This is a genomic window from Roseobacter sp. S87 (genome assembly GCF_055693285.1).
This window is the reverse complement of sequence record NZ_JBVFTR010000003.1, coordinates 50,576-77,129: the sequence shown is the minus strand read 5'-3', so window position 1 is coordinate 77,129 and position 26,554 is coordinate 50,576. Positions and strand designations below refer to the sequence as shown.

At 54.2% G+C, this 26,554-nt stretch carries 29 protein-coding genes; 11 read left to right on the top strand and 18 right to left on the bottom strand.

What is annotated here, in order from left to right:
• Positions 1-620: 620 nt before the first annotated feature.
• Positions 621-1,823 (bottom strand): sialidase family protein, encoded by a 1,203-nt coding sequence (locus tag ACZ1HA_RS00785; protein WP_472712489.1) that lies wholly within the window; start codon positions 1,821-1,823, stop codon positions 621-623.
• Between the two features lie 40 nt (positions 1,824-1,863).
• Entirely contained in the window at positions 1,864-2,478 is a 615-nt protein-coding gene (locus ACZ1HA_RS00780) for a L,D-transpeptidase (protein ID WP_472712488.1), read from the bottom strand.
• A gap of 201 nt (positions 2,479-2,679) precedes the next feature.
• Between ACZ1HA_RS00780 and ACZ1HA_RS00775 the strand changes: the two genes are divergently transcribed.
• A complete protein-coding gene (locus ACZ1HA_RS00775) occupies positions 2,680-3,141 on the top strand; it encodes a YHS domain-containing (seleno)protein (protein ID WP_472712487.1) in 462 nt (153 codons plus the stop codon).
• 52 nt (positions 3,142-3,193) lie between these two features.
• On the opposite strand, the gene cueR is transcribed toward ACZ1HA_RS00775, so the two are convergent.
• From cueR to merF, 4 genes are all read right to left on the bottom strand, one after another.
• The gene (gene cueR / locus ACZ1HA_RS00770) at positions 3,194-3,583 is read right to left on the bottom strand and encodes a Cu(I)-responsive transcriptional regulator (RefSeq protein WP_472712486.1); all 390 of its coding nucleotides are present in this window, start codon (positions 3,581-3,583) and stop codon (positions 3,194-3,196) included.
• Positions 3,584-3,595: 12 nt separating this feature from the next.
• Positions 3,596-6,136, bottom strand: coding sequence for a heavy metal translocating P-type ATPase (locus ACZ1HA_RS00765; RefSeq protein ID WP_472712485.1), 2,541 nt, complete (start codon positions 6,134-6,136; stop codon positions 3,596-3,598).
• A gap of 179 nt (positions 6,137-6,315) precedes the next feature.
• Complete coding sequence (locus tag ACZ1HA_RS00760) at positions 6,316-6,540, bottom strand: GDCCVxC domain-containing (seleno)protein (protein ID WP_472712484.1); 225 nt, start codon at positions 6,538-6,540, stop codon at positions 6,316-6,318.
• Positions 6,516-6,725 (bottom strand): mercury resistance system transport protein MerF, encoded by a 210-nt coding sequence (gene merF / locus ACZ1HA_RS00755; protein WP_472712483.1) that lies wholly within the window; start codon positions 6,723-6,725, stop codon positions 6,516-6,518. The genes ACZ1HA_RS00760 and merF overlap by 25 nt, the downstream gene beginning before the upstream one ends.
• Positions 6,726-7,150: 425 nt before the next feature.
• Between merF and ACZ1HA_RS00750 the strand changes: the two genes are divergently transcribed.
• Both ACZ1HA_RS00750 and ACZ1HA_RS00745 read left to right on the top strand, forming a co-directional pair.
• The gene (locus ACZ1HA_RS00750; protein ID WP_472712482.1) at positions 7,151-7,564 is read left to right on the top strand and encodes a MerR family transcriptional regulator; all 414 of its coding nucleotides are present in this window, start codon (positions 7,151-7,153) and stop codon (positions 7,562-7,564) included.
• 557 nt (positions 7,565-8,121) lie between these two features.
• Positions 8,122-8,325, top strand: coding sequence for a heavy-metal-associated domain-containing protein (locus ACZ1HA_RS00745; protein ID WP_472712481.1), 204 nt, complete (start codon positions 8,122-8,124; stop codon positions 8,323-8,325).
• A 319-nt stretch (positions 8,326-8,644) separates the two neighbouring features.
• Here the strand turns inward: ACZ1HA_RS00745 and ACZ1HA_RS00740 are convergent, their stop codons facing one another.
• From ACZ1HA_RS00740 to ACZ1HA_RS00695, 10 genes are all read right to left on the bottom strand, one after another.
• Positions 8,645-9,274 carry a L,D-transpeptidase gene (locus ACZ1HA_RS00740; RefSeq protein ID WP_472712480.1) on the bottom strand — a complete coding sequence of 210 codons (630 nt, stop codon included), beginning with the start codon at positions 9,272-9,274 and terminating at the stop codon, positions 8,645-8,647.
• A 101-nt stretch (positions 9,275-9,375) separates the two neighbouring features.
• Complete coding sequence (locus ACZ1HA_RS00735) at positions 9,376-10,104, bottom strand: DsbA family protein (RefSeq protein ID WP_472712479.1); 729 nt, start codon at positions 10,102-10,104, stop codon at positions 9,376-9,378.
• Position 10,105: 1 nt separating this feature from the next.
• The gene (locus tag ACZ1HA_RS00730) at positions 10,106-10,591 is read right to left on the bottom strand and encodes a c-type cytochrome (protein WP_472712478.1); all 486 of its coding nucleotides are present in this window, start codon (positions 10,589-10,591) and stop codon (positions 10,106-10,108) included.
• Entirely contained in the window at positions 10,588-11,973 is a 1,386-nt protein-coding gene (locus ACZ1HA_RS00725; RefSeq protein WP_472712477.1) for a multicopper oxidase family protein, read from the bottom strand. The genes ACZ1HA_RS00730 and ACZ1HA_RS00725 overlap by 4 nt, the downstream gene beginning before the upstream one ends.
• Positions 11,970-12,719: a copper resistance D family protein gene (locus ACZ1HA_RS00720; protein WP_472712476.1), complete on the bottom strand. Its 750-nt coding sequence runs from the start codon at positions 12,717-12,719 to the stop codon at positions 11,970-11,972. The genes ACZ1HA_RS00725 and ACZ1HA_RS00720 overlap by 4 nt, the downstream gene beginning before the upstream one ends.
• Positions 12,720-12,839: 120 nt before the next feature.
• Positions 12,840-13,172 (bottom strand): copper resistance CopC family protein, encoded by a 333-nt coding sequence (locus tag ACZ1HA_RS00715; protein WP_472712475.1) that lies wholly within the window; start codon positions 13,170-13,172, stop codon positions 12,840-12,842.
• 35 nt (positions 13,173-13,207) lie between these two features.
• Positions 13,208-13,648 carry a c-type cytochrome gene (locus ACZ1HA_RS00710; RefSeq protein ID WP_472712474.1) on the bottom strand — a complete coding sequence of 147 codons (441 nt, stop codon included), beginning with the start codon at positions 13,646-13,648 and terminating at the stop codon, positions 13,208-13,210.
• The gene (locus tag ACZ1HA_RS00705; protein ID WP_472712473.1) at positions 13,648-14,220 is read right to left on the bottom strand and encodes a L,D-transpeptidase; all 573 of its coding nucleotides are present in this window, start codon (positions 14,218-14,220) and stop codon (positions 13,648-13,650) included. Before ACZ1HA_RS00705 ends, ACZ1HA_RS00710 begins: the two co-directional genes overlap by 1 nt.
• A 108-nt stretch (positions 14,221-14,328) precedes the next feature.
• Positions 14,329-15,744, bottom strand: coding sequence for an ATP-binding protein (locus ACZ1HA_RS00700; protein ID WP_472712472.1), 1,416 nt, complete (start codon positions 15,742-15,744; stop codon positions 14,329-14,331).
• 39 nt (positions 15,745-15,783) lie between these two features.
• Complete coding sequence (locus tag ACZ1HA_RS00695) at positions 15,784-16,512, bottom strand: response regulator (protein ID WP_472712471.1); 729 nt, start codon at positions 16,510-16,512, stop codon at positions 15,784-15,786.
• Positions 16,513-16,707: 195 nt separating this feature from the next.
• On the opposite strand from ACZ1HA_RS00695, the gene ACZ1HA_RS00690 reads away from it, so the two are divergent.
• Positions 16,708-17,157: a DUF411 domain-containing protein gene (locus ACZ1HA_RS00690; protein WP_472712470.1), complete on the top strand. Its 450-nt coding sequence runs from the start codon at positions 16,708-16,710 to the stop codon at positions 17,155-17,157.
• Here ACZ1HA_RS00690 and ACZ1HA_RS00685 read toward each other — a convergent pair.
• Entirely contained in the window at positions 17,154-17,438 is a 285-nt protein-coding gene (locus tag ACZ1HA_RS00685; RefSeq protein ID WP_472712469.1) for a hypothetical protein, read from the bottom strand. The genes ACZ1HA_RS00690 and ACZ1HA_RS00685 overlap by 4 nt on opposite strands.
• 41 nt (positions 17,439-17,479) lie before the next feature.
• Positions 17,480-17,671, bottom strand: coding sequence for a cyclic nucleotide-binding domain-containing protein (locus ACZ1HA_RS00680; RefSeq protein WP_472712495.1), 192 nt, complete (start codon positions 17,669-17,671; stop codon positions 17,480-17,482).
• A gap of 127 nt (positions 17,672-17,798) precedes the next feature.
• On the opposite strand from ACZ1HA_RS00680, the gene ACZ1HA_RS00675 reads away from it, so the two are divergent.
• From ACZ1HA_RS00675 to ACZ1HA_RS00645, 7 genes are all read left to right on the top strand, one after another.
• Positions 17,799-18,308 carry a hypothetical protein gene (locus ACZ1HA_RS00675; RefSeq protein WP_472712468.1) on the top strand — a complete coding sequence of 170 codons (510 nt, stop codon included), beginning with the start codon at positions 17,799-17,801 and terminating at the stop codon, positions 18,306-18,308.
• A 471-nt stretch (positions 18,309-18,779) separates the two neighbouring features.
• Positions 18,780-20,477: an RcgA family putative transporter gene (locus tag ACZ1HA_RS00670; RefSeq protein ID WP_472712467.1), complete on the top strand. Its 1,698-nt coding sequence runs from the start codon at positions 18,780-18,782 to the stop codon at positions 20,475-20,477.
• Between the two features lie 3 nt (positions 20,478-20,480).
• Complete coding sequence (locus ACZ1HA_RS00665; protein ID WP_472712466.1) at positions 20,481-21,416, top strand: alpha/beta hydrolase; 936 nt, start codon at positions 20,481-20,483, stop codon at positions 21,414-21,416.
• 110 nt (positions 21,417-21,526) lie between these two features.
• Positions 21,527-22,288 carry a hypothetical protein gene (locus ACZ1HA_RS00660; RefSeq protein WP_472712465.1) on the top strand — a complete coding sequence of 254 codons (762 nt, stop codon included), beginning with the start codon at positions 21,527-21,529 and terminating at the stop codon, positions 22,286-22,288.
• Positions 22,289-22,403: 115 nt separating this feature from the next.
• A complete protein-coding gene (locus ACZ1HA_RS00655) occupies positions 22,404-23,477 on the top strand; it encodes a replication initiator protein A (protein WP_472712464.1) in 1,074 nt (357 codons plus the stop codon).
• Between the two features lie 687 nt (positions 23,478-24,164).
• Positions 24,165-24,542, top strand: coding sequence for a DUF3768 domain-containing protein (locus tag ACZ1HA_RS00650; protein ID WP_472712463.1), 378 nt, complete (start codon positions 24,165-24,167; stop codon positions 24,540-24,542).
• 137 nt (positions 24,543-24,679) lie between these two features.
• Positions 24,680-26,530 (top strand): ParB/RepB/Spo0J family partition protein, encoded by a 1,851-nt coding sequence (locus ACZ1HA_RS00645; protein ID WP_472712462.1) that lies wholly within the window; start codon positions 24,680-24,682, stop codon positions 26,528-26,530.
• The last annotated feature ends 24 nt before the right edge of the window (positions 26,531-26,554 follow it).

The following is a 26,554-nucleotide window of genomic DNA, read 5'->3' as shown; positions in this document are numbered from 1 at the left end:
TAAGGTTTCTCCGGAACGTCGTCCTATTCAGTTTGTTAGGCCTGCTTCCCGCAGTGCTGATCTATATTGTGCTGACACCGGGTTTCGCTTCCATACTGGTTCAAGGTGGTCCAAATCTTCAACGATTGGTGAGGCAAATTCTCACAAACGGGCTGCCCGTGGTTTGCGCCGTGAACTATGTCGGCTTTTTGATGTATGCGCTGTCCAAGCGGCAAGTTCCGCCTATACGGGACCCCTTGAGGTTCATACTTTTGGATGTCGGCGCAAGGGTATTGCTCTTCATAGGTCTGCACGTGCTGATTTACGTCTTGTCTGCCGATTGGTACGGGTCGTTTGGCGGGAGCAGATCAACGGCCCTAAAAACAGTGGCGCCTACGCTGGCGCGATCTGCCTATTTTGAGAATATCTCCGGCGCCTATTATTATGCGACTTTGATCAGCGCTGTGCCTCTCTATGTTTCAGTGTCGATACGCTCATCGAAACTCCGTGTCTTGCTGGCAAGGTTACCGTTCGGCTTAGGACTGTTGGTATTCGTGATGATGACGATTGCTGCGGGTGCCGTTTGTCTTACAGCGCTCGCGAACGCGGCTGTTTGGCTACAGAACTGATAGAGCGCCCTTTCATCGTAACGGGTATATTCTGCCGCGCATCAATGAGATTGAGCTCTGAGTAGCACTTATGGGCTGGGTCCAGGCAAAAAACACGTTTGGTCCAATCCGCGCCATACGTGGGAAATTCATGGATCCAGCAGTCGCGTTTCGAAAAAGTTCCTGTCGGGACACACATCCTTCATCAGCGGTTGCCCGGCATGCGAACAGTACCTCGTCGTTCCCTTGCCACTCCAGCCAGCTCACCAAAACCGATCCGTCGGCCAAGAACAGTGCATCGACCCGTCCTAAAGGATCACCAAGATCGATCCGAAAAGGTTCCTCAAAACTGATACCACCGTCATACGAGAACGCCAGTTTTACTGCAGCAACGTCGCTCGCGCCGGTGAACCACGCCACAGCGACGCGATCATCCTGTGCGGCAATCGCAGGTCCATTGACGGGACATCCGGCCAACTCCCAGCCGTCACCATGTACGGAAACAGGCTTAGACCATTCGCCAGAGGACAGCCGGGCCACTGATATGTCTCGAATTTCAGTATCTGTCCGATCACGGTAAGCGACAACGAGTGTTCCATCGCCAAGCCGGGCAGAAGACGTTTGACAGCAGGAGCAAGTCTGCATGTCCACCGGACGATCCAGCAGGAGTGTTCCGTCGGTGCTAATCCTCGTCGCGCGAAGCTGCGTCGCGTCGGGCGAGGCTTGCAGGCTGCCTTTGCCATAGGCACGGCCGTCCAGCCACAGCAGGTCCAACGCACCATCCGGGGAACCACTCATAGTTAGAAATCCGTGTTGTGAAGAAGACCTGTCCGAATGAGGAACAATGGGAACTGACCAGTTCAATCCGCCATCGCTAGAGATCGACAGTTCGACGTTGTAGTCAAAGCTGCTTGGTCCAGTCTTTCGCAACCAGTGCAGGGCTACGTTGCTTTCATTGTATGCCGCGACCGATGGAAAATCCGCCCAATTGACAAACAGGTCGTCACTCCGTGTGACCGTTACAGGATCTGACCAACCGCTTTCGTTCAGTCTTGCGAACTGTATCAGGGTTTCTGGGCCTTCAACTGTCATCCATGACATCAGCAAGCTGTGCTTGTCAGCAGTCAGAAACGGCTCTTGAGACCAACCTGCAGCAGGGTTTTCAAGGAAAGACAACTCTTCAAAGACTGTCCCGTCCGCTTGCGCAACATCAGGCCAAGCCATTGCGAGTGTCATGCCCAATGCCAGTTGGCGGAGCCAGTGGGCTTCCATTGGATTAAACACGTGCGCCTTTGGGATAGAGATGTACCTGCGCTCCAATTTCTACGCGTTCATATAGGTCTTTGACGTGTTCATTGGTCAGTCTTGCACAACCGTTTGAAGCTGCGGAACCAATCGTGTGGGGTTCATTGGTACCGTGAATGCGCAAGAACGTGTCTCGCCCCGCATCATCGTAAAGATAGAGCGCGCGTGCGCCAAGCGGGTTGTCCGGGCCACCCTTCAAACCGTTTTTGTAGCGCTCGTACTTTTCTGGCTCTCTCCGGATCATCGCGTTCGTGGGCCGCCACCAAGGCCACTCGGCCTTTCGGGCAACTGTGAATGTCCCCGCCTCATATAAGCCTTCTCGGCCAATCCCAACGCCATATCGGATTGCCAAGCCCTCATCTAACATGAGGTACAAAAAGTAATCGTCGGGGATCACGTGAACCGAGCCTGTCGTCCAGTCTCGACGGCGCGTATTGACCAATTGAGGAAGGAAACGGTCAGGCAAGGGCACTTGTTGCGCGAACCCCACATGTGGTGATGCGATTGCCGCGCACGAGGTTCCCAAAAAGGAACGTCTCGTCAAACAACCAACTATCCTCGAACTCTTGCTCTTCGCAAAACCCATAGAAGGCCCCCCTGCCCTTCATTTTTTAGGACGTTAGATGCACACCGATACTCACCGCCACAACAGATTTGTCGCAAAATGTAACCGGCGGGTCTTCGCGGGCAGTGCTAAAAAAATGCGCCGAACAACTCACCGTTATGTGGGTCGTTTGTAACTTTCATTTCGTGCTAGATTGCTTAGGTAAATTGGAAAGGCCGCCGTATGTCTTACAGTCGTCGTCACAGTCTCGCACTAATAGCAAGTGCGCCGGCACTCATGCTAACCGTAGCCAAGGCAAAGGCGGCTGCAACTCCACCGGTATATAGCGAGAATGGTGTCGCAATTGATGGTACAGACGCCGTGGCCTACTTCAGACAAGGTGCGCCGATAGCCGGGAGCTCATCCATCACGCTGGATTGGAACGGCGCAACATGGCGGTTCTCGAGCCTTGAAAATAAGGCGGCATTCGCGGAAAACCCAACAGCCTACGCCCCTCAATACGGTGGTTATTGTGCCTACGCTGTAAGCAAAAATTACACGGCACCGACCGTGCCAGAGGCTTGGAAGATTGTTAACGGACAGCTCTACCTGAATTTTTCACTGCGGGTGCGACGTATCTGGGAAAGAGACATCCCCGGTCGCATAGCAGCCGCTAATCGAAACTGGCCGGGCGTGCTTGGTTAAGCCGAGGTTGGCACTGCCATAGAAACAACGAGTCTACTGGATCCCAGTGATTTCAGATTTGCCCTGACAAGTCCGTGAGGATCGGACAGTCTGGCCTGTGATCACCGTGGCACGCTTCTACCAGATGAGAGAGTGTCTCTCGCATACCTTTCAACTGTGAAATCTTGTCGTCAATCGCTGCCAAATGTTCTTCTGCTACCGCTTTGACGTGCGAGCTCTCGCGGGCCTCGTCCTCATAAAGCCCAAGCAGGGTGCGGCAATCTTCAATCGAGAATCCAAGGGCGCGCGCCCGGCCAAGGAATGCGAGTTTGTGAAGATCTGTCTCAGCAAACGCGCGGTAGCCATTTCCACTGCGCTGAGGCCGAACCAAGCCAATGTCCTCATAGTATCGGATCGTTTTTGGCGGGATTCCGGAACGCTCTGCGACTTCGCCAATGTTCATTTTGCGATCCTTTCACTCTGCAGGTTGAGTTAGAGCTTGAACGACAGATGCCCCAACCCTCGCGTCTTCGCGTATAGCTGGCTGTACACGGCGTAAACGCAAGGCATTGGTCAAGACGGACACAGACGACAAGGCCATCGCACCTGCAGCAAAGACCGGAGACAGCAGAAGCCCAAATGCCGGGTACAGCACCCCTGCTGCTATAGGAATAAGTGCGACATTGTACCCAAAAGCCCAGCCGAGGTTCTGCCGAATATTCAACATCGTCCTTTTGGACACCTCCACAGCATTCACAACGCCGCGCAAGTCACCTGACATCAGAACCACATCGGCGGACTCAATTGCGACGTCCGTGCCTGTGCCAATAGCTATGCCGACATCTGAATGCGCGAGGGCTGGCGCATCGTTGATCCCGTCGCCGACAAAGGCAACCTTTCCGCCCCCTGCCCTGAGATCGTCAATTGCCTGAACCTTGCCGTCCGGCAACACGCCCGCAATCACGTGGTCGATCCCGGTTTCTTTCGCGATAGCGTCCGCAGTTTCCTGCTTGTCTCCCGTGATCATGGCAACTTGAAAGCCCTGGTCCTGCAAAGCCGAAATCGCTGATCTGCTGGTCGGTTTCACCGGGTCGGACACGGCGATAACGGCAGCCAGTTTCCCATCAACGGCAGCGTAAAGCGCGGTACGTCCGCGTTCAGCAAGGCTCTTTTCGATCTCAGCAAGAGTCGAGACATCGACGCTTTCACGGGCCATGTAGCGGTCCGCGCCCACCATGATCTCGTGGCCACCAACCATGGCCGCGACCCCATAGCCAGTGATTGATCGAAACCCCTGAGCAAGGGGAACCGATATTCCTTCACTCTGCGCGCCTTGCACGATTGCTTCTGCGATAGGGTGTTCTGACAGCGCCTCAACTGCGGCGATCTGAGCCAGGACCGTCGCGCGATCAAAGTCACCTGCGACTATCACATCTGTCAAAGTCGGTTTTCCTGCAGTCACGGTACCGGTCTTATCAAGGGCGATCACATCGACTTCTGATAGTTGCTGCAAGGCATCTCCCTTACGGAATAAGACACCCATTTCTGCAGCCCGGCCTGTCCCAACCATGATCGAGGTCGGCGTGGCCAACCCCATGGCACATGGGCACGCAATGATCAGCACAGAAACACCTGCCACCAATGCAAAGGTTAACGCCGGATCGGGTCCTACCAAAACCCAGACGAGAACCGTCAGAGCTGCCAAAGCCATGACCGCAGGCACGAACCAAAGCGTGATCCGATCCACAAGACCTTGGATCGGCAGCTTGGCACCTTGCGCCTCTTCCACCATCCGAATGATCTGAGCGAGCGTTGTGTCGCCTCCAACACGTGATGCTGCGAAGGTGAGGCTACCAGTTCCGTTAACAGTGCCCCCTGTGACCACGGCACCAGCTGCTTTTGCGACAGGAACAGGCTCGCCTGTGATCATGCTTTCATCGACATTGCTGGTTCCATCCGTGACGTTACCATCAACAGGAATTCGCTCTCCAGGGCGAACGAGGATCAAATCGCCAACATCCAGCGCATCGACATCGACCTCTTTTGTTTCGCCATCTCGCACAACTCGGGCTGTTCTCACCTGAAGCCCCAAAAGAGCTTGTATTGCGGCTCCGGTCCGCCCCTTGGCTCGGGCCTCTAACAAACGCCCGATCAGGATTAGGACCACAATGACGGCTGCGGCTTCGAAGTAAACGGCACGCACACCCTCCGGCAGAAGGCTGGGCAGGAACGTCGCAATAACGGAATAGCTCCAGGCAGCGCCAGTGCCCACTGCGACCAAGCTGTTCATATCGGGCGCACCGCGCATCAAAGCGGGTATGCCTTTCGTGAAGAAGTGTCGCCCCGGACCGAACAGAACAACAGACGTCAGAAAAAACTGGATGATCCAGGATGTCTGAGACCCAATGCTGTTCTCGATGGCCATGTGAAATGCCGGTATAAGGTGGGATCCCATCTCAAGCACGAAGACCGGTACAGTCAGAATAGCTGCCAAAATCACTTGACGCCGCAGCGCGTTGGCCTCTTCTGCCTTGCGTTCAATGCGAGACTGGTTCGCATTTGCTTCGGCAAGCCCTGCTGGATACCCAATATTGGTTGCGGCAGCGATTAGGTCGGCCGGTGTCACTGCACCCTCGAGGTACACCACCGTCGCAGTTTCCGCCGCAAGATTGACAGAGACCGATACCACCCCAGGAACATCGGCGAGCGCCTTGTCGACACGACCGACACAAGATGCACATGACATTGAAGCAACGTTCAGAGTAACGCGGGCCTTCTGCGCAGGGTAGCCCAACGTATCGAGCGCCTTTGCGACCGCCTGCAAACTGCCGCCCTCCGCCATCGAAAACCGCGCCTGCTCAGAGGCAAGATTGACTGAAACATCGGACACACCGTCTAACGCGTTCAGCGCTTGTTCAACGCGGCCCACACAAGATGCGCAGGACATGCCTTCAATATTCAAAGTTGAATGTAGATTTATCGTCATGAGTCGGTGCCTCTGGTTGGCTTCGATCATGATATAGGGCTTCCAGTAACTGGAAGCTCAAGGCCTCATCTTAATTTTGTGCCTACTCGGAGTCGCTTTCGGCTGGGGGCGAAATCGTACGCCAACGCAAAAGCGGTCATTTAGGCGACTGCAAACAAGGTCTCAAAGGAGCCCGATTGGACCAATGCTCAGCGACGAATGAATTTCTGCTATGTGCAGCAGGAATTGCCTTCTTGGATCGGTGGACAAGGCACCGTCGCGTAAGAACAATATACGCAACAGTCGCCCTCCAATGGCTTCAATACCTTGCTGCAGCTCTTACACTCATAGAACCACTGGCAGGCATCCGTTGGCATCGTTTCCGTCTCATTATGCCCGCACGACGGGCAAGTGAGCGTGGATTCCAAAATTACTTTTGTTTCGACTGTCGCCATATCGCGTACCCCGTCAGAAAAAGAAAACCTGCCAGCATCGGCAGCAAAATTGCGTCGTTGTAAACGACACCGAGCAGACCAGTCAGCCCTAGCGCCGTCAAAACAATCGGCAGGAACGGTGTAAAGCAACACACCGCCGCAAATACTGTTCCCGCTGATCCGACGACCAGAAGTCTGTTCTTCATCGTGTTGATCTCCACAAATCCCACATAAGCCGTTGTGCCGAAGCCTCCCAAAGCGGTGAAGAGGCAGCGATCAGAAAGGCGACTGTCGTAAGGCTAACCCAGAAAATTGAAGACCTTCTGCGCGAGACGCAGGGATGTGCCCTCAACACGCGATACCATGCCCAAGCTAAAGCGACAGCAATTCCAGACAGTATGAAAAGGCGATAGGCGATGAACGGTCCAAGCATTGTGAGCCATGCCCCACCTAAACCAAGGATCGACAGGCCAATCGGCAACACGCAACATGACGCCGACAAAAGGGCCAGCAACGTAGCGACTGGCATTACCAGCCGCATTGCATAGCCTTCCTTGCTGGTGGGTTCTTGGGTGTTCACAACGTCCATAGTGTATATGTAATTCCTGTAGTAACTACAGGAGCAAGCGAAATGTTCACCATTGGGAAGGCGTCTGAACAAAGTGGCGTGAACGTAGAAACGATCCGTTATTACGAACGCGAAGGCATCGTTCCAAAGCCGGGCAGATCGTCGGGCGGGCGCAGGCTCTACTCTGCAAATGAAATCGCGCGGCTACGCTTCGTTAGGCGCTGCCGAGATTTGGGCTTTCCGATCTCTATCATCCGAACGTTTCTTTCGTTCGCTACAGAGGACCGCCGGTCCTGCGGAGAGGTGAAAAACTTAGCTGAAAATCATCTCGAGGAAATTGAGGCAAAAATCGCCAACCTCCTGCGGTTGCGAGATGCGCTTCAAAGCCTGTCGAAGAACTGTGAGGAAGGAAGCGTTGCCTGTCCAATGCTAGATGCTCTTATGGAAGATGGTTTCGGGGAGGGTACGCTGCGATAGCAGTCATTCAAAACCGCAACGGGTAAGGCAGCTTTGTCCGCACGGCCGTCATCGACCCTTCAAAAACAGATGTTTTTGCTCCGCGGCAAAGCCGCGAATCTGGTTTGGAGCCCTTACCTCCCGAATTGCTGCACGGGCGTCGCGTGGTCGAGACAATTGTATCAAAATGTAAACTTGTCTGGTGTTCAAAGACACAGCTATGACGGTACGAAAGGACCCGTGGCGCCAATGAGTATTCAGAAACAACATTCATCGCCAAATCGAGCCATGCATTGGGGCATGGGAATTTGCTGCGCAGTGATGTTTGTCCCGCTTGGCTTGTTTTTCCTTCGCGGAGGCAGTTTTTCAGGATTGCAAGAAAGCCTTGGCGTACTGACTCCAATTGTTTTGTGCCTTGCCGTCCACGGTCTGATGTTACTTGTCTTGGGCAAATCCTGCCACGGCAACGCATCAAAGGAGAAAGATCCTGGACCCTCCGACACACGCCCACTTGCGCCAGACGCTTGACTACCTAAGAGTTTGAAAACAAAAATATTGAGCGCTAGAGGCTGATTTCCGTGAAGTTGAAAGTACCAGAAATGAGTTGTGGTCATTGCGTGACCGCGATTGATTCAGCAGTGAAGGCCGCAGACACAACGGCCACAATACGGGCGGATTTGCCATCCCGTACGGTTGATATCGACACTACTGCCTCACCGGAGACCTTACTCAAAATTCTCGCTGATGCGGGATACCCTTCCACCACACTGGCAAGCAACTGACGGCAATGAAGGCAGGGTTCCAACGAATTCTCAATGCAACCGTCGGTTTGGCTGGTATCTTTGTTTTATCGGCATGTACCTTATCGCCAACGGTCGACTCTGATGGAGCATTTACCGAGCTGCCCGAACCGCTGGTCGGTCTCGCAGCTCCATACCAAAATCTCAACAAGGTCCGGCTCGATCCAAACGACAATTGCTTTTGGTATCTGCACGATGGCCCGGTTGAGTCAACTTGGTTGCCGCTTAGGACGTCTAAAGGGAATCCAATCTGTCAAGCTGCCGCCTGACCTAGGCAATCCAACACTGCCGAAGGCGTGACCTATCCCCCGATTACATCCTCAGGTGGGTAGAGATGTGCAGTCTTGCCCGTCTCCACATTTGGATAAAGGTCGTTGATATGTGCCATGATCATCCGCACACATCCCGAACTTGCGCGCCCCCCGATTGATCTGGGCTGAGGGGAACCGTGAATACGTAAGTATGTGTCTCGGTTGCCCACATAAAGATACAACGCTCTGGACCCCAGTGGGTTTGAAGGTCCCCCATCCATGCCGTCGGCGTGCTGGGCAAACGTGTCCGGATCGCGCTCAATCATCGCATCAGTTGGTCGCCATGTTGGCCACTTAGCCTTGCGCCGGATTGTATAAACTCCTGGTTCGTAGAGCGACCCACGCGCAATAGCCACGCCATAGCGCATCGCCGTACTTCCGTTGGGTTCAATATGATAAAGATACCGCGCCACCGCATCGACATGAATGTCGCCCGGGGTCAGGCCAGACTTTGCTTCCACTCTTACGGGCAGAAACCGCGGATGAACGCCCCATGGGTTTGACGTTGCCGGGTCATAGCCGCTCGGCGTGATCTGAGCATCCCATTGGTCCCACTTTGACCTTGGCGACGTGGGCGCGGCCGCCCCTTGCACCGCCGAGATCGGAGACGAAAACAGCATAGCAGTTCCGATAACAAAATGCCGACGCGTAATATCTGTCATGCTTGAGTACCTCTATTCCCGACGCCACCAAATTGCGCGTGTTCTGATCAAGCCCAACCTCATTGGCCAGAAGCACGGGCTTCTTGGGCAAGTTGGATCATTTGCTCCGCTTCAATGACTCCAGGAACTAACGCGTCCCCAATCACAAATGATGGCGTGCCGTTGAATCCAAGCGCGCGGCTCATCTCCATTGATGCTGCAATATGCGCGTCAATTTCAGGAGCGTTCATGTCCCTTCGCAACTTGGCGACATCCAAACCAACTTCCTCCGCAACACGTATTACAGTTGCTTCCTCGGCGCGCCCTGCCATCCCCATCAAAGCCCAATGAAATTCTTCGTATTTTCCCTGTTCTCGTGATGCCAGTGCCGCGCGGGCAGCAAACACTGATCCATCACCGAGTATGGGCCATTCGCGATAAACCAGTTTCACATTCGGATCTGCCTCTAACAGCGCTTCGATTTGTGGCTTCACACGACGGCAATAGGGGCAGTTGTAGTCGAAGAATTCCACGACCGTGACATCGCCGTCGGGATTGCCTAGCACTGGCGCATTTGGGTCATTCTCTAAGATATCCCGGTTCTCGGACAAAACGGTCGCGGCAGCGGCGGCTTGGCGTTCTTGCTCACGTTGTTCGATGATCTGGACGGCTTCAAGAACGATTTCCGGGTTTTCACGGATGGCTTCCAGAACCAGTTCTTTGATGCGGTCTTCGCTTAAGTCGTCTGCATAGACGGCCGTCGACGCAACCATCAAAAAGATGCATAGCGATTGCCAAAGTCGTCTCATTTCAATTCCCCTCCTGGCGCGTTTCACCAACTGATCGCGCGGCTTGAACTTCCTGGATGCGTTCCGGCCAAGTAGATTTGATGTATCCAAGAATGTTCCAGATCTCCTGATCGGAAAGCTGGTCCTCAAAGCCAGGCATGCCGCTATCAAACTCAACCCCTTGAGCTGCCATCACAGCGGTTCCACCCAACTTCGTGTAGCGAAACAAGAGCTGATCCCCGTGATGCCACGTATGACCCGTTTCATCATGAGGAGGCGCTGGCAATCGACCGTCATCGCCTGGGCTGCGCCAGTTTTCCTGACCTTCCAGATTGGCGCCGTGGCAAGCCGCGCAGTAGTCTGCGTAAAGATCTTCGCCGGCAGTCAGGTCAACATCTGACGGCGTCACTCCACTCTCCGCATCTGCCGTAGACCCCGACCATGCAAAAAGCCCAATGCCAGCGACAAGAAGTGCCCCCACGCCAAAGAAAATCGTCCTGTTGATCATAAAACATCAATCCTTGCCATCATTCCTGAAGCCGCATGGGAGAGCATGTGACAATGCAGAAGCCATTTGCCTGGATTGTCGGCGACGGCCGCAATTTCCTTGGTCTCTCCTCTTGCAACAAGCGTCGTATCCCTGAAGGCCCCAAGATGGCCGTTCTGGTCGAGCTCATGGAAATGCATTCCATGCAGATGCATGGTATGCGGAAAAGCAGTGTCGTTTCGGATATTCAATCGGAAGGTTTCACCGCGTGACACAATGGCCAGCGGTTCTCCGTCCATTGATCCCACCTTACCATTGAAAGCCCAGAAATTCCCTGACTGCATCAGATCACGCATGGACGACATTTGACCGCCCATCATCGCGCCGCGCATCCCGCCCATGGCACCGCCTTCCATAGTCAGCATGACGTCACGGGCATTGGACAGATCAGGCTTAGTTTCCAGGTTTGGCGGCAAAGGAAGGGGCGCTGGTCGTCGCGCTCGCGTACTTTCACCCATCACCTCAAAGGCGACCTGAGAAAAACTCTCATTGCGATCAAGCTGAACAACGTGTCCGGCACTCCCAACAACTGCTGTTACGTCGACAATAAGGTCGATGCGCTGCGCCGGCGCGAGAACAAATGTGTCTTGCACAGGCGAGGGTTGCGACAACGGCATTCCGTCAAACGCGACAATCCAGCCTTCCAACCCATCAAGAGCCAACTGAAAGATACGTGCATTGGACGCATTGATCAGCCTTAAGCGCAGTCGCTCATTTCGCCCCACTGATTTCGCGAGATTGTATTTCCCATTGGTGGTAACGTAGTTTCCAAGCCGACCAGCATGGCTAAGATCATGCATGGCCCCAAACGATGCCGCGATCTGGGCGGTATCAGGATCAATAAGCCAGTCATCCAGAACCAGCACTTCATCCCGGTCGACATCAACCGGCTCTGCCTCATCAACGATCAACGCACCGTGCAAACCACGCGCAACCTGTTCAAATGAGCGGCTATGAGAGTGATACCAATAGGTGCCTGCATCCGGAGCAACAAAATCATAATCGAACTGATCACCAGGCTCTATTGCAGGCTGGGTTAACCCGGCCACACCGTCCATCCGGTTGTCGATGCGTATGCCGTGCCAATGTACCGAGGTAGGAACGCTCAAGTTGTTGATGACACGTCGCCGAACGCTTTGTCCTTGTTTCACGCGTATCTCGCGCCCGGGTGCGATTCCATCAAAGGCCCACACTTGCGTCTTTCCATACTTTTCCGGAAGCAGCTGAATTTCAGAGGTAGCTGCTGTCAGGGTTGGATTTTTGGCATCCGCCCAGACGGCTATTGGTGGCAAAGCCAGACTAGCTGCCGTCGCCTGTAGTAGAGTTCTTCTATTCATGTTCATCCCGGTACCGTCAAAATTGATGTGAACGTGGCAGTTGCCAACAGGATCAGGGCAACACAGGCCCATTCTATGGAGATAGATCGTGCGAGCCGCATAGCCGCATCATTTTCGCCCTGCTCAATTGCAGGGACCAAACGGGTCTTATTCATAAACGCGAGACCGAGAAGCCCTCCGACCACTACCAGCTTGCCCAGTAACGCTTGGCCGTAAGTCGTTCCAAACATGGCAGTGACGGACCCAACCAGCCACCAGGTCATCATTGTGCCAGCCAAGATCAAGAGAGGGACGACACCAGACGCGACATGCCCAAAGCGTGTACCAAGCTCGGCAACAAGCTCTCGTTGTGTCTCGTCGCGTGCCAACGACTTCAGGGGTGTCAGGATGCCGATCCAGAAAGCGGCGGCCAGCAAATGCAAAAACAGTACCACTTGCGCAAAAAGACGGTCTTGGCTTGCAACATGTCCGATCTCACAAAAGCTCCAAAGCGCCAGCGCGCCGCCGACTAGGCCCACCCAAAGTGCTCTTCCGCCTACACCAATACCAAACGCGAGTATGCTCAGACCCAGAGCCCTTAGCAGCAAAGCATCGCCGGGTGGCGTCTCCCAAAGCAAAGACAAGATTGAAGGATCTGTCATCCCGGAAATGTCATCCATGAGAACCGCGCCGCGTGTTGTAAAGCTAAGCACTGCAGAAATCAGGGCGATACACACGAAGCCAAAAGCGAGGCCGCGAACGCGGCGGTCCATGCCCGAAAGCTGCGCTCCAAAAACGACGCGGCACAAGATGAGCCCTACGCTTGTCAGTACCCCGAAATACAGCAAGAATTTGGTGGCTATCGCAGCGAGGCCCCAAACGTCTGGCACGGCTTACTTGACCTCGAAAGTGAAGCTGCCATTCATAGGATGTCCATCAACCCCAAGGCCGCGCCATTCGATGAGGTAGACGCCTGAGCCCATAGAGATCATCGGAACAGAAACCTCTTTGACAAACCCGGTTTGATCTCCAAGCTCCAGGGTTTCTGTATGTTTTTCGGCATGAGTCATCTCTACTTTGGTCAACCGCATACCATCGTTAAACCGAAGCTCTACTGTTTCGGGAACAGCTTCAACAACCGCACCATCGGCAGGCAAGGTGCCTTCTTTCTCTGAATGCGCCAGTGCCATCGATGCTGAAAGTGCAAGCGTTGCTGCAAAGATCATTGTCCGCGTCATGTTGATACTTCTTCCTTCGAACTTCAGTTTATTCCGTTAGCGCGTTGGAGTTCGCGCACATAGGCCACAATCATTTTGACATCACCATCTGTGATTCCCTCGACGGGTGGCATGTTTCCAAAGCGCCAGTGATGCGCCCGCACGCCGTTCTTTGCCGCCAAAAGAAACGACGCATCGCCATGGTGACCGGGCTCGTAGATCTTATGGACGAGTGGCGGCGCAACACCGTCTTGCCCAGCAGCATTTGTTCCATGGCAGACGGCACACTTCGCATCGAACGCCAATTTACCAATCTCAGCGTTGGCAGATAACGCATCGGGCAAAACGACCGTTGCCATCGGTGCACCAACTTCTGACGGGACAATAGAACCCGAACCGCTTGGCATCCGCGATGTACTTGTCCACCAGTATCCTGTGCCAAGCAGGATTACCGCGAAAATGCCATAGATCGCATTACGACTCATCAGATCAGCTTTACCTGGGTTCCGACAGGGGTACGATCGAACACTTCTTCAATGTGTTCATTGTACAGGCCGATGCAGCCATTCGAAGACCGTCGCCCGATCTTGCGCGTATCCTGTGTCCCGTGAATTCGGTAGTACTGCCACGACAAGTAGAGAGCCCTCGTCCCAAGTGGGTTCGCAGGATCCCCTCCGAGAATCCTCGCTGGCCATTCGGGGTTTCGCTCTCGCATAGATGGGGTTGGGGCCCAACTGGGGTTTTTTCGCTTCTCAACCACCTCTGTGTAGCCCAGTCGGGTCAAATCTTCAGAGAGCGGAACCGATGTTGGATAAAGGCGCATTTCGCCGTCTTGCGTCCAATGCTGAAGAACTTTTGAAGCGGTGTCGGACAAGATCAATCCAACGCCGAGAGTTTCAAAGTGATCTTCCCAACGATGCGTTCTGAAAGACGAGGTGTTGCGGCGCACTGGCGCTGACGTTTCCGCCCTCAGTATCGTCGGTGCAAATATCGCGGTACTGGCCAGCCCATACATGATGGTCCGACGCGTGATAGACACTTTGTTCTTTGGCTGCATGGGTTTGCCTCATTCCATGTCGAGTGCCTTGTTTTTTATCGAACTTTGATCGCCAACGATACTGAAGCAGGCTTGGATTTTTGTAAGGATTTGTATCATCCTAGAATATCAGGATGATGGCGAAACTCTGCCGCTGCCCGAACCGATCTCGCTTTCCTGGTTATCCCGCTCCGAGCCAGACAGCGTGGGTGCAGTCATTGCCAAAGGCAGTTCTATTTGGACACGGAGCCCCCCACCCTGCCGGTTTGAAAGTGAGATATTGCCGCCTTGTTCGAGAATAATACTGCGCGCAATCGACAATCCAAGTCCGTGCCCGCCTGTTGTTCGGGACCGAGACGTTTCAAGCCGTACATAGGGCAGAAAAACCTCTGCAAGTTTCTTTTCGGGAACCCCCGGTCCATTATCATCGACGAATATTTTTACAGCGCTGTCGTAAGTTTCCCACGATACGATCGGCGCATTTGCATATCGCTCGGCGTTCTCGATTACATTCCTTAACGCCCGTCGCAACGCTTTCGGTTTGATCTGCAGAATTACGTCCATATCGGAACCCACCGTAAACTGAGTATCCGTCTCCAACGCGAGTGAGGACAAAAATTCCGTCAACCGAAGACGTTGCGAAGGTTCGTCACGGCCGACACCTTTTGCATAGGCCAACGTGGCCTCAACCATGTCATGCATCTCTTCAAGAGAAGCTGCGATTCCTTCACGTGTCTCTGCATCGTCGACCATTTCGGCGCGCACGCGCAGTGCCGTCAGCGGAGAGCGTAAATCATGCGCAAGTGCTGCAAGCATTTGCGTCCGATCCGTTACGAAACGCGCAAGCCGACTTTGCATTCCATTAAATGCTGCCGTGAGTTCACGCACCTCCAAAGGCCCGACTGGCGCAATTGGATCCTGTCTGGCTCCACGCCCAATCTCGTCCGCCGCATCCGCCAATTCATTGAGTGGTCGCGTCAAACGGGTCAGTACATACCAGAAAATTACCAACAGAAGAACAGCGGCAGTTGAGATGAACGAAAGCGTCGATGCCCAGGACCATTGAATTGGCGGGCGTTCAAACCGGGTCGCCACATTGAGCCAATTTCCACCAGAAATCGCAATCGAAACTTCCATTTCGATAGCCGCGAGTGTTCCTTGCATCATTTCGGCGTGCATTTGCGCCATCTCCGGCGACAAATTTGGCAACGGCAGCAAGCCCTGCTCGATTTCATGCACTTCCACCCGAATATCGCGGCTATATCCGTCGTTTAGCAGAGCGCGAATCCGCGCCTCCACTGCTCCATTTTCATCATGATGGGTATGCGTGACGCTGGGGCTTGTACCAAGGTCAAATCGAACGAGCGGCGATGTAGCAGCCCGGACAATTTGCGCATGAAGCTCTAGCGGCGCTTCCTCAATCAAGCGCGCAACATTCGCAGCACGTCCCGCTGCCTCGCTGCCTATGGCAGCTTGCACCGCAAGCGAGCGTTCATCAACGAAGAGCCAAAGCCCAACGATTTGAGCAATGAACAGAACGGACACAACCAACAAGGCGATCTGGGTTCGAAACCCACTGGAATATCATTCTTGCACTTCCACATCGCTGTTTAAGCAATATCCACCATTTCGCACCGTCGTGATTATCCTTGGCCGCAGAACATCCGGCTCAATTTTTCTGCGTAGGCGCGACACCTGGTTGTCGATTGTTCGGTCCAATGGTCCAGCTGAGCGCCCTGCACTGAGCTCGAGCAAGGCCTCCCGACTGATCACCTCTCGAGGACGTTCGAGAAGGACCGTCAACAGCTTCGCCTCCGCCGTCGTCAGGATGTTTTGAGACCCATCGGGTACCGTGACCCGACTAGCATCGTGTTCGAATACCAAACCATCAAAAACCACACGTTTGCCAGCAAAGCTACCGCCATAAGGAGCTACAGAAGGTGGCGCACGGCGCAGGATCGCATTGATCCTTGCAAGCAATTCACGAGGATTGAATGGCTTGGCAAGATAGTCATCCGCGCCAGTGTCGAGACCATCTATACGGTCGTTCTCATCTCCAAGCGCGGTCAGCATCAAAATGGGTGTAGCATTGCGGTCTTCTCGAAGCCTCTTGCATGCTTCCAGACCATCTTCGCCAGGCATCATCACATCCAGGACTATGAGATCGATTGGCTCTGCGGCGAGGACACGGTCCATCTCGGTCGCATCTGTCGCGCCCGTCGCACGCATTCCATTTTTCTGAAGGTACCGCGTCACGGACTGTCTGATTTCCGCGTGGTCATCGACGATAAGGATATGTGGCGCTGTGATCATAAACAGCAGAATAGTTTGAATTTATCTGAAACACCCGCCTTTCCTTTGTCGCAAAATGTAACAACGGGACCGGCTTGATCTTTGAACTTCATTGCTCGACGATCGATGAAAAGGCGCTTGGGTAACGGCGTGCTGTCAGAGCTTCGTTCCATAGCCCACGCCAGATCCCCTAGCTGACCTCGTAAGGAGGCGTTCATGAAACGTAGAACTGTACTTTTGACTGGATTGGCAACTTTGATCGCACGCCCCTCCTTTTCACAAAACCAACCTGTGATCCGAGTCCTGAAGTCCCCGACCTGCGGCTGCTGTAGTGCCTGGGTTGATCATGTGATGCAATCAGGGTTTGCTGTAGAGGCACAGGATGTCGATCAAGACACGCTCTATGCTGAAAAAGATCGCCTGCAAATCGCACCCGACCTTGCAGGGTGCCACACAGCTACGGTCGAAGACTATTTCATTGAAGGTCATGTTCCCGCGTTGGATATCCAGCGGCTTCTGGCCGATCGCCCAGAAGCCCGCGGGCTCACCGTACCTGGAATGCCGATGAGTTCTTATGGGATGGCCGGACCTGGTGCTGGCGACACATATGACACTCTTTTAGTCGCCAAGGATGGAACAACCTCTGTCTTTGCAAGTCACAGCTAAGGCTTTACCGCTAAACTGTACTTGCCCCTGCTTAAATTCTTCACGCGCCCTGAAAGAACAAGACGGCGCAACGCTCGATAAGTAGCTTCATGCGTCAGGTGCATTTGCGCCGCGAAATCTGTAACCGTGCCCTGGAGTAATCCAGCCGCCAATCCTGCCAGCACCCTTTCTTCCGCGCTCTTGATGGCAACAATCTCCAACATCTGCCGTTGCAATTGCACCTGCTTTGTCGCCTGGCGACCATAGTCTTTTGCAAAATCGGCATTCGAGAAGCCTTCCAAGACTGCTGTTTTGTCGATCCGGAGCGCAGCACCTGGATGAATTACAACTGCGTCGCAGTGATACGTTTCAGAAAAATCGAGGCTTCTGCAAAGCTCGCCCCATCGGAAGCGCGATGTATAACGATCCGGTCACCGTTAGGCGCAACCCGCTCCAAGTGAACGCACCCAGATATTACGACAAATAAACCGAGCGTTGCGTCGCCTTGCCTGAAAATGACGTCGCCTTGTTTCATGTCGAAACGCCGGTGCGCGTTAAGGCTAAGACAATCATAGGGTGAAGGTATCATATGATCGAAATCATATAGCATCCCTGTCTCAGAGGATAGTGTTCCGACAGGATCAATTTCGGAAGGCAGTCCCATGCATCGACTCATAATTATCCTCGTGTTGTGTTTTGCGAGCCCGGCAGCAGCTCAACACAATCACTCGAGCCACGGACAACCAAAAGAAACTGGGCAAGCCGCTTTTGCGGCCATCGCTGAAATCGTCGCTCTTCTCGAAAGCGATCCCAACACGGACTGGTCGCGCGTCGACATTGATGGTCTTCGCAGACACCTCGTTGATATGGATCTTGTGACAACACGTGCCGAGATCTCGCGTACGCTTCGTCCACAAGGCGCTCGCTTTGAGATCCGAGGCACACCGCGAACCTTGGAAGCGATTAGAGCAATGGTCCCTTCTCACGCTCCATTCCTTGCATCTGAAACAGGCTGGCAGGTTTCAACAGAAGAGCTCGAGGATGGTGTCGCTCTGACCGTTGACGGCGACGCCGACAGGATTCAAGGTTTGGGGTTCTTTGGCCTGATGGCAATCGGCGCCCACCACCAAAGACATCATCTCATGATGGCAAAGGGGTTGGCTTCTCACTAGTTTCAGCAACGGGAATACTGAGCAAAAAACTATGAAAATGTTGCCTTGCCAAGTGCACATACGGCATGATGCCGCTTCAAATTCTATAGAAATTGATCGTCCACTTACCGCTTAAGCAGTTTTATGTCGGAACGTCCTCCAACTCTCTAAGAGCGGTATTCTCGCAAACGCCGTTGAGCCACATCGGTTGTTCGTAACCATCCTCCCAAACATAGAGAAGCCCAACAGTCTCTCCTGTTCCAGCATCGATGATACGTCTCGTGGCTTGAGCTTCATCTTCGTGACATTCGAGCATGGAACCTCCCTTGAAGACAGGGTGACGGCGCGAGTTTCCGCCCAGTACGTCGGCAATACGGCGTAGCGCTACGCGAAGGCTATCACTTCGCGATATAGTAGAACGTGCTTCTTAACTGGACGCACGAAAAACTCCGCAAAACAACGAAAAAGCACGCAAATAGGACATTTGGGGCTTTGATAAAGAACGGAAAATTCTTTGTTGAACCACGACAAAGTACGGACAACTTCAAGGTGCTGTTCACTCAATTGACAGCGCAGGGTGCCGGTCGGCCCGTGGACCAGCATGAAGTCGCCGATGGTCCTTGGACACCCGAGACGCTGGCCGATGCAATAACCGCGATTGATGCCAACAAGGAAGGAATTGATGTTCGAACTGTGCAAGTTTGGTTTCAAGCCAACGATAACGGAATTAGTGACAAAAACATACATTGGCTAGCCCGCATCTTTGGCTGTAACGACCCGATCGCGACGAGCCGTTGGCAATCTGAGTTGAAAGCCGCAAAAGAACGGCTCGCTATGGAAAGACGGACACGCCGGAATGGCACTTCACAGATTGACGACTCTGCACTTGCCCATGGCCGAGCATTGGTGCCTAACGCGATTGACCGCGTGCATCAGACTGGAGCTTCCCTCAGCCAGCGTAAGCTGAACCACCAGAGAATTAGTCTGGCGGCACGAGCGGAGAGCATGTTCCTTTATGGTGCGCCATTTGGAATGGTTGTGACGATGTGGGCGAGCGTAGCGGTACTGCTCTATCTGGGGTATCTTCTAGGCGCACACGATGTGTCCTACAGCCCGATCCATAACGTGGAAAAACAAGTCGGCTTGTTTTGGTCGCCAAACTGGTTTTTGGACAAACTCATCTGGTTGCCACTCATCGTTTTCACTGTCTCGAACTTAATCACTTCCTGGAAAGAACAGTGGCGGCCGCTGCTGGTCGCTTGGTGTACCGAGTCCGCTCAAAAATGTAGTTGGGACGAAAGGCTCTCAGCCTATGCATCTTCCTTTGTTGGGATCACACTGGTGTGCTTCTTTATCGTTTTCTTGCTGCAGTGGTACGGGTCATATCTACAGCCACTCATTCAAAATGAAGAAGGTTCTCGGGTCATCGATTGGATATTGGTTTCGATCGAGAGACCAGATGTCATGACAACGACCGAGAGCATGGCGGCGTCCATGTACGCCAACCTTCTCTCCGGCATCGCGTATTGGTACTGCTTCTCCGGTCTGATGCTGCTCTACATCGTATCAACCGATTTCAAGGAAATCTCTGAGCGGCTACAACCTACCGGCGACGCCGCCAAAGATATTGAATTCTTGAGAGTAGCAAATTCGATTTTGGGTAGCGTTTTCTGTTGTGCAGTGTTCGCGCTGCTCACTTCCATCGGGATCAAGCTTGTCGCAATCTACCTCATGACGGATGCCGAGAACATTGTTCGTTGGTTGATTCTAGACGCGAGTGCTCTGTTCAACAGCCAAAATGGCACTTGGAAATGGTTCGACAAGAGCCCTTCTGCATCAATCACGAGCTTCTTTGTGATGTTTATTCCAGTCTTCGTATTTCTCCTTTGCGCATCACATATCCAAGGCTCGGTCCGCAGGTGGTTCAGTTCTAGACTTATAGAAAACGACGAAACCATCGCATCGATGACTGCAGCCGCCAATAAGGCGAAATTTGCTTGTTTGAGTTGGGCAAGCGTCATCCTTCTTCTTGTCGCAAATTTCTGGTTGATCGGACGGTTTTCCGGCTTTTCGGTTCTACTACTTGTGAGTTGCTGTCTTGCGATATTCTGTGTCTTGGCATCACGAGGATCCCAATTCACATCGGATACCCGGCACAACGAGGAACTGCTGGGAGCCCAAGGAAAATAAGGTATGGAGCCAGCACCCTTCTTTCAGGAGATCTCCGACGGACCTGCGACTGGATCCGCGTTTTGGACGACCACAGGAGACCGCAAAAGACTTCGAATAGGCTACTGGCCGGCGGACAAAGATGATTGCGGCACGATCTTCCTATTTCCAGGCAGGACAGAATACATTGAGCTCCAGGGACGGCTTGCGACGGACTTAGTAGCCAAAGGTTTTTCTGTTCTGACCATCGACTGGCGTGGTCATGGACTTTCTCAGCGCTTACTCGAGAACCCTGCAACTCTCCACATCGATGAGTTCGTGCACTACCAAAACGACGTCGATGCCTTTCTGCAGACTGCCAACACACTCTGCGTACCAAAGCCTTGGTTTTTGTTGGCCAACTCGATGGGTGGGATCATAGGGTTGCGAGCGATCATGCAGGGACTGCCTGTTGCCGCCTGTTCGTTCACTGCGCCAATGTGGGGCATCAAGATGTCTCTGCTACAGCGACTGATCGCCAAGCAAGTTTCTGGGGCGGCGTGCGCACTCGGAAGGGGAGAAACATATGTTCCCGGACATGACGGGCAGAACTATGTCAACCACACTCCTTTCGAAGGAAACCGAATTACATTTGATCGCGAGAACTACGACTACTGGTTCCGGCAATCGCGAGCGAAACCTGCACTTCAGACTGCGGGATCAAGTATGAAGTGGCTTCACGAAAGCCTCAAAGAATGCCGTCGCATCGCCAAGCTAACATCACCACAAATTCCCTGTATCACCTTCTATGGTGACCACGATGAAGTTGTCGATGAGCGTGCAATCCAAGAACGGATGAAGGCGTGGTCCAGCGGCGAGTATGTAGAACTCGAAAACGCAAAGCACGCACTTCTTCTCGAACAACCAGAGGTACGCAGGCAAGTTATTTCCAGAACCATTCAACGTTTCTTGGAAGCCTGATTACGACGCAGCGGAAATCTGCCGTTCGCGCTCACTTGTTGATCGAACGTGTTGCATTCTGACTAATATCTCTCAATATTATAATATTGCCAACAAGAGTGGGATGAGCCATGCAAGCGCTTTTGTCCAAGGTCGCCACAGGACTGACCGCTGTCAGCATGAGTCTTGGCCTTGGAGCATCTCAAACAACCGCCCAAAGCTACCAAATCGATTGTGCGATCCTGCTGTGCCTTTCTGGTAGCTGGCCAGCCTCAACTCCTTGCGCGCGTGCGCGTGCAGAGTTCATCCGGCGCATCACCCCCTGGCCCGTCGAGCCGCCTCTTCAGATTTGGCGCTGCCCGATGGGCGCGAATTTTTCAGCTTCGGAGAAAAACGCGCATCTACCCAGACTTTGGGACATACTGGCTCGCGAAACTCCCAGCCGACAACAATCGGTTCCGCAGAGTACGGTTGCCTTGACGCCTCCGGATGCGCAGCCGGCTGTTCTTCTTAAAGGCGGCTCTTCATTAGAGCGTCTGCCGGATGGCTTTATCATCACGCTCACTCAGTCCGCTCCAGGCGCCGACATCGACATCAGCGGTCCTGAGTTCAACTTCGTGCGATCCATACGGGTTTATGACGTCTCCTACGCCCGCCAGCACGAGAGCGGGCGTGATGGAGACTGTAACCGCTCTTTCTCGATGCGAATTGGCACTTACGGCACGCAAGGCGACTTCCGCTGGTCGCGCGGCTCCAGCCGCAGCCAGTTGCCGGAAGCGCATGTCGGGCTCGAGCGATATGGTGAGCATTGTCCTGGCGTTTTCCACCGGTCAGTCTTCGTGGACTGGCGTGATTATGAAGGAAACTATGGCTTCGAGCAGGTGAACTACTGACGCCTCTTGTGGCCAAACATAGAGCGTACCGCAATATATTGAAGAATTCGGTACATCAGGAACACAAAACTCGGTATAACGGGAACGAAAGAGATTCGGTACATCAGGAACAATCGTGTCAGGCAAACAGGTAGACCTCTTCTTGGACCAGCTCGCTGACGCCCCGGTCAAAGACGAGCGTGCCTTGATGGAGTTCCCGTTTTTCTCCCTTCAGAAGCGCCCGCGGATGACCCCCTTCGTCTTTGACGACGGCACGGTGAAGATCGAGATCCAGCCTGGGCACAAGGGTATCGCCACGATCTGGGACAAGGACATCCTGATCTACCTCACATCACTAGTGAATGAGCGAATCGAACGCGGGCAGTTTGATGCGGACGCCCCGGTGAGCGTGCAGGACCGCACGATCAAGTTCTCCGCCTATGACTTCCTCAAGGTGACCGGACGCAGTTCCGGCAAACGCGCTTACGAGCTCTTCCTCGACGCATTGGATCGGCTGCGCTCAACCAACATCCTGACAAACATCACCGCTGGCGACGAACGCGAGCGGCGCGGATTTGGCTGGATCGAGGATTGGCGTGTAATCGAACGCACCAATCGTAACGGTCAACGCGTCATGGGAGCTGTCGAAGTCACGATGAACCGTTGGATGTTCAACGCTATCGTCAAGGACCGCCGTGTCCTGACGATTAATCGGGACTACTTCCGGCTCTCAAAAGGTCTTGAGCGTCGTCTCTACGAGCTGGCCCGCAAGCATGTTGGCCGCCAGCCAGAATGGTATATCGGGATCAAACGCCTGGCCGAGAAGTGCGGGTCGATCGATACCGAGCGCAAGTTCAAGTTCCGGATCAACGAGATATGTGAGGCGGGCACCATTCCCGACTACCATGTGGAGATCGTTGATCCTGCCGAGGTGTCAACCCCGTTCAAAACGAAGGGAAAACAGGCACTTGTAAGGTTTCAGCCGAAATTTGACGACCTCACTGTTCCCGATGTACCGAATCTGTCGGACCTGACCGTCTCCCACTCCGTTCTGACCGAGATCAAGCACGCCAACCCAGAATACGACATCCTGTATATCCTCGATGCCTGGCGGGAATGGGCTGCAAAGAAGGACGATCCCGTGAAAAGCGCCAACGCCGCCTTCCGCGCCTTCGCCAAGAAGTATATCGAAGCCAACCCGATCTGGTGACTCGGTACATCGGGAACATAACTTCGGTACATCAGGAACACTAGACTCGGTACAACAGGAACACATCCTCGGTATATCGGGAACGGATGTTCGGTACATCAGGAACGCAAAACGACGCCAGAAGACTGATTTCCCTGAGTCTTTTCAGTGCCCTAACCACATAACAAACCTAACCAAATTTCTAACAGAAATAACCAGAGCGGGAGAGACCTCTGGCGACAGCTCCCTATGACTCCCCTCGGACATGCTTAGAAGCTGGTGCTTGACGCGACCGTTGGCACCCAAGAACCTACTTTGATGCGGTTTTGGCCAGTCATTCCGCATTTTGACCATTGGCGAAACCCAAACCCGCCTCATTACAGATCAAATCACGTGTTCCTGATATACCGAATCGCCTTATTTCCAAGGATGAGGCGGAGAATGAGCAAGCTTTCCCTGGTCCCCTTGGGGTTCGCGCTCGCGCGATACGCCACTGCAGGGACGTTGCTTTAGAACCCGCTGGGTTCTCGCGCAGGCAACCCTAATAGACAGGACCCGTGTCCTCGCGCCCCAGGCGCTGCGGGCCGCGCCACGTCCCATCGATTGGGGTGTGCCTTTGCTCACTCCGGCACTTCGCCAGTGGGTCAGGTTTTTGAGACGACGCCCCTCAGGGGCTGCTCTCAAAACCAGACACCAAGGAGCAAACTGATGTGTGCCACACCTGAGACCCCTACACCCGACGCCGTCAAGATCGCGGAACAGAACGATCGTTTCCGGACAACATGGGGCGCGGACTTCACCGTGCCCGGTCAGAATGTGATGACGCGCGGTGTGGCAGACCTTTCGCCTGCGGCTAAGGCGATCATCATGGCACGCGTTCAAGGCTTTGACACCTTCACCGAGGACAACGATCCCTACGGCGATCACAGTTTCGGGGCGTTCGATATCGAGAAGGCGGGCGACAGCCATCGCATCTTCTGGAAGATCGATCTCTACGACACCGACTATACCATGGGCAGCGACGATCCAACGAACCTCGATGTGACCCGCCGCGTCCTGACGATCCTTCACGCCTCCGAATACTGAGCCGCCTGACCGACCCCGGAACAGGCCCCCAACACCGCCCGGGAAAGGAGGTGATCCACCCCGTTTGAAACAGCGGGCGGCGGGCAAAGGCTCCCTGCCCGACCACCCAATATCATTCAAAATCAAAGGACAAAGCCATGACTAATCAATCAACCATCCCGAACGACGCGACTATTATCTATGCATCGCTCGACCAGCTCTACCTGCACGACCTCAATCCCCGCCAAAATGTGGCGCAGGAGGAGGTGGAAACACTGGCAGACAGCATCAAGACCTGCGGACTTCTGCAGAACCTTGGCGGCATTCAGGACGATGACGGCAAGATCGGTATCGTATCCGGCGGTCGTCGTCTCAGGGCCTTGGCCCATCTTGCGGAGACCCATCCCGATTTCGAGGGCGCATCTTCAATCCCCGTTCTTTTGGCACGTGATCTGGAGCAGGCCGAATTCTGGGCCAATGCGGAAAACACGGCCCGTGAGGCGCTTGATCCGGCAGATGAGATCCGAGCCTACGGACGGATGGCCGCAACCAATGCCGACGCCGAGGCGATTGCGAGCGCCTTCGGTGTGACCGTCGCCCATGTCAAAGGCCGCCTGAAACTCGCCAATCTGCCCGATGCTGCCCTTGATGCGTTGAAGGCCAAGACCATCAATCTCTCGGCCGCGCAGAAGATGACGACCGCTCAGGACGAGAAGCTGGTCCTTGAGGCGCTGCAGGCCATTGCCGAAGGCCGCCTCTCCAATGTGAGCCAGTTGGACCACTTCCTGCATCCGAAAGCAGCCAAAGCCACGGACCGCCGCGCGGTGTTTGTCGGTGTGGCGGCCTACGAGGCCGGTGGCGGCAAGATCACGCGTGATCTTTTCTCCGAGGATGTCTTCTTCGAGGATCAGGACGTCTTGGATGAAGTCTTCGCCGCGCAATTGGCCGAAGCGGCGGAGCAGGTGCGCGTCACCGATGGCTGGGCTTGGGTTGAGACGCACAGCGAGGCCTATCTCGGCTGGAATTTCATCGAAGACAACAAGTTTGCCCGCGTCTATCCGGTCGAAGGTGTTCTCTCCGATGATCAGATGGAGCGCTACGAGGACCTCTGCGAAATGGCCGACAGTGATGTTCTCAATGCGGACGGTGAAGAAGAACTGACAAGCCTTCAGGTCATTTTGGAGGGTACCTTCACAGACGCGCACATAGCCCATGCCGGATGCGTGGTCTATGTCGATCAGAGCGGCGATCTGAAAGTCGAGGCGGGGCTGATCCGACCTGAAGACAAGAAGCCCGCCATTGCGGCGGGCGTGTTGCAGACATCCGCGCATGGGAGCGGTGACGACAAAGCACCGAAGAACCCCTATTCGCAAAAGCTGCGGGATGATCTAGACGCGATCAAGCTGGCCGCGTTGCAAAACGCCATGCTGGATCAACCCGATCTCCTGCTCGATCTGCTGGCCTTCCAGTTGAGCGGCGCAACCGGGTTTCGCGACGTGTTCGATGTCAGCCTTGGGACACCGAGCAACACACCGTCTGTTGAGGCCGGGTTCGAGATCGACAAGCGTCTGAGCAAACCGGGCGTCAGCCCGGCAGATGCCTGGGGTGTCGATCTCAAGAAAGCCTTCGCCAGCTTCAAGAAGAAAGGGCCGAAACACCGCGCTGCGGAACTGACCCGACATCTGGCGAAACTGCTGACAAGTGGAGATGCCGTCTTCCACGAGGTTCTGTCCGAAAAAGCAGGGGCCGATATCCGCAAAGTCTGGACGCCCACGGCGGAAAACCTTTTCAAGCGCGTGGCAGGACCGATGCTGGAGACCATCTATTGCGACCTCCTCGACCTTGCGCCAACGAGCGCGGAGGCCAAAGCCTTCGCCAAGCTGAAGAAGGCTGAGAAGGCGAAGACGCTGGAAGACCTGTTCTCGGACCAGACCAAGCAGAAACTGCTCGGGGTCACAGCTGCACAGAAGGCCCGGATTGAGGCTTGGGTGCCGGACTATTACGATTGAAGGTGGACACCGGCGAGGGCAGCC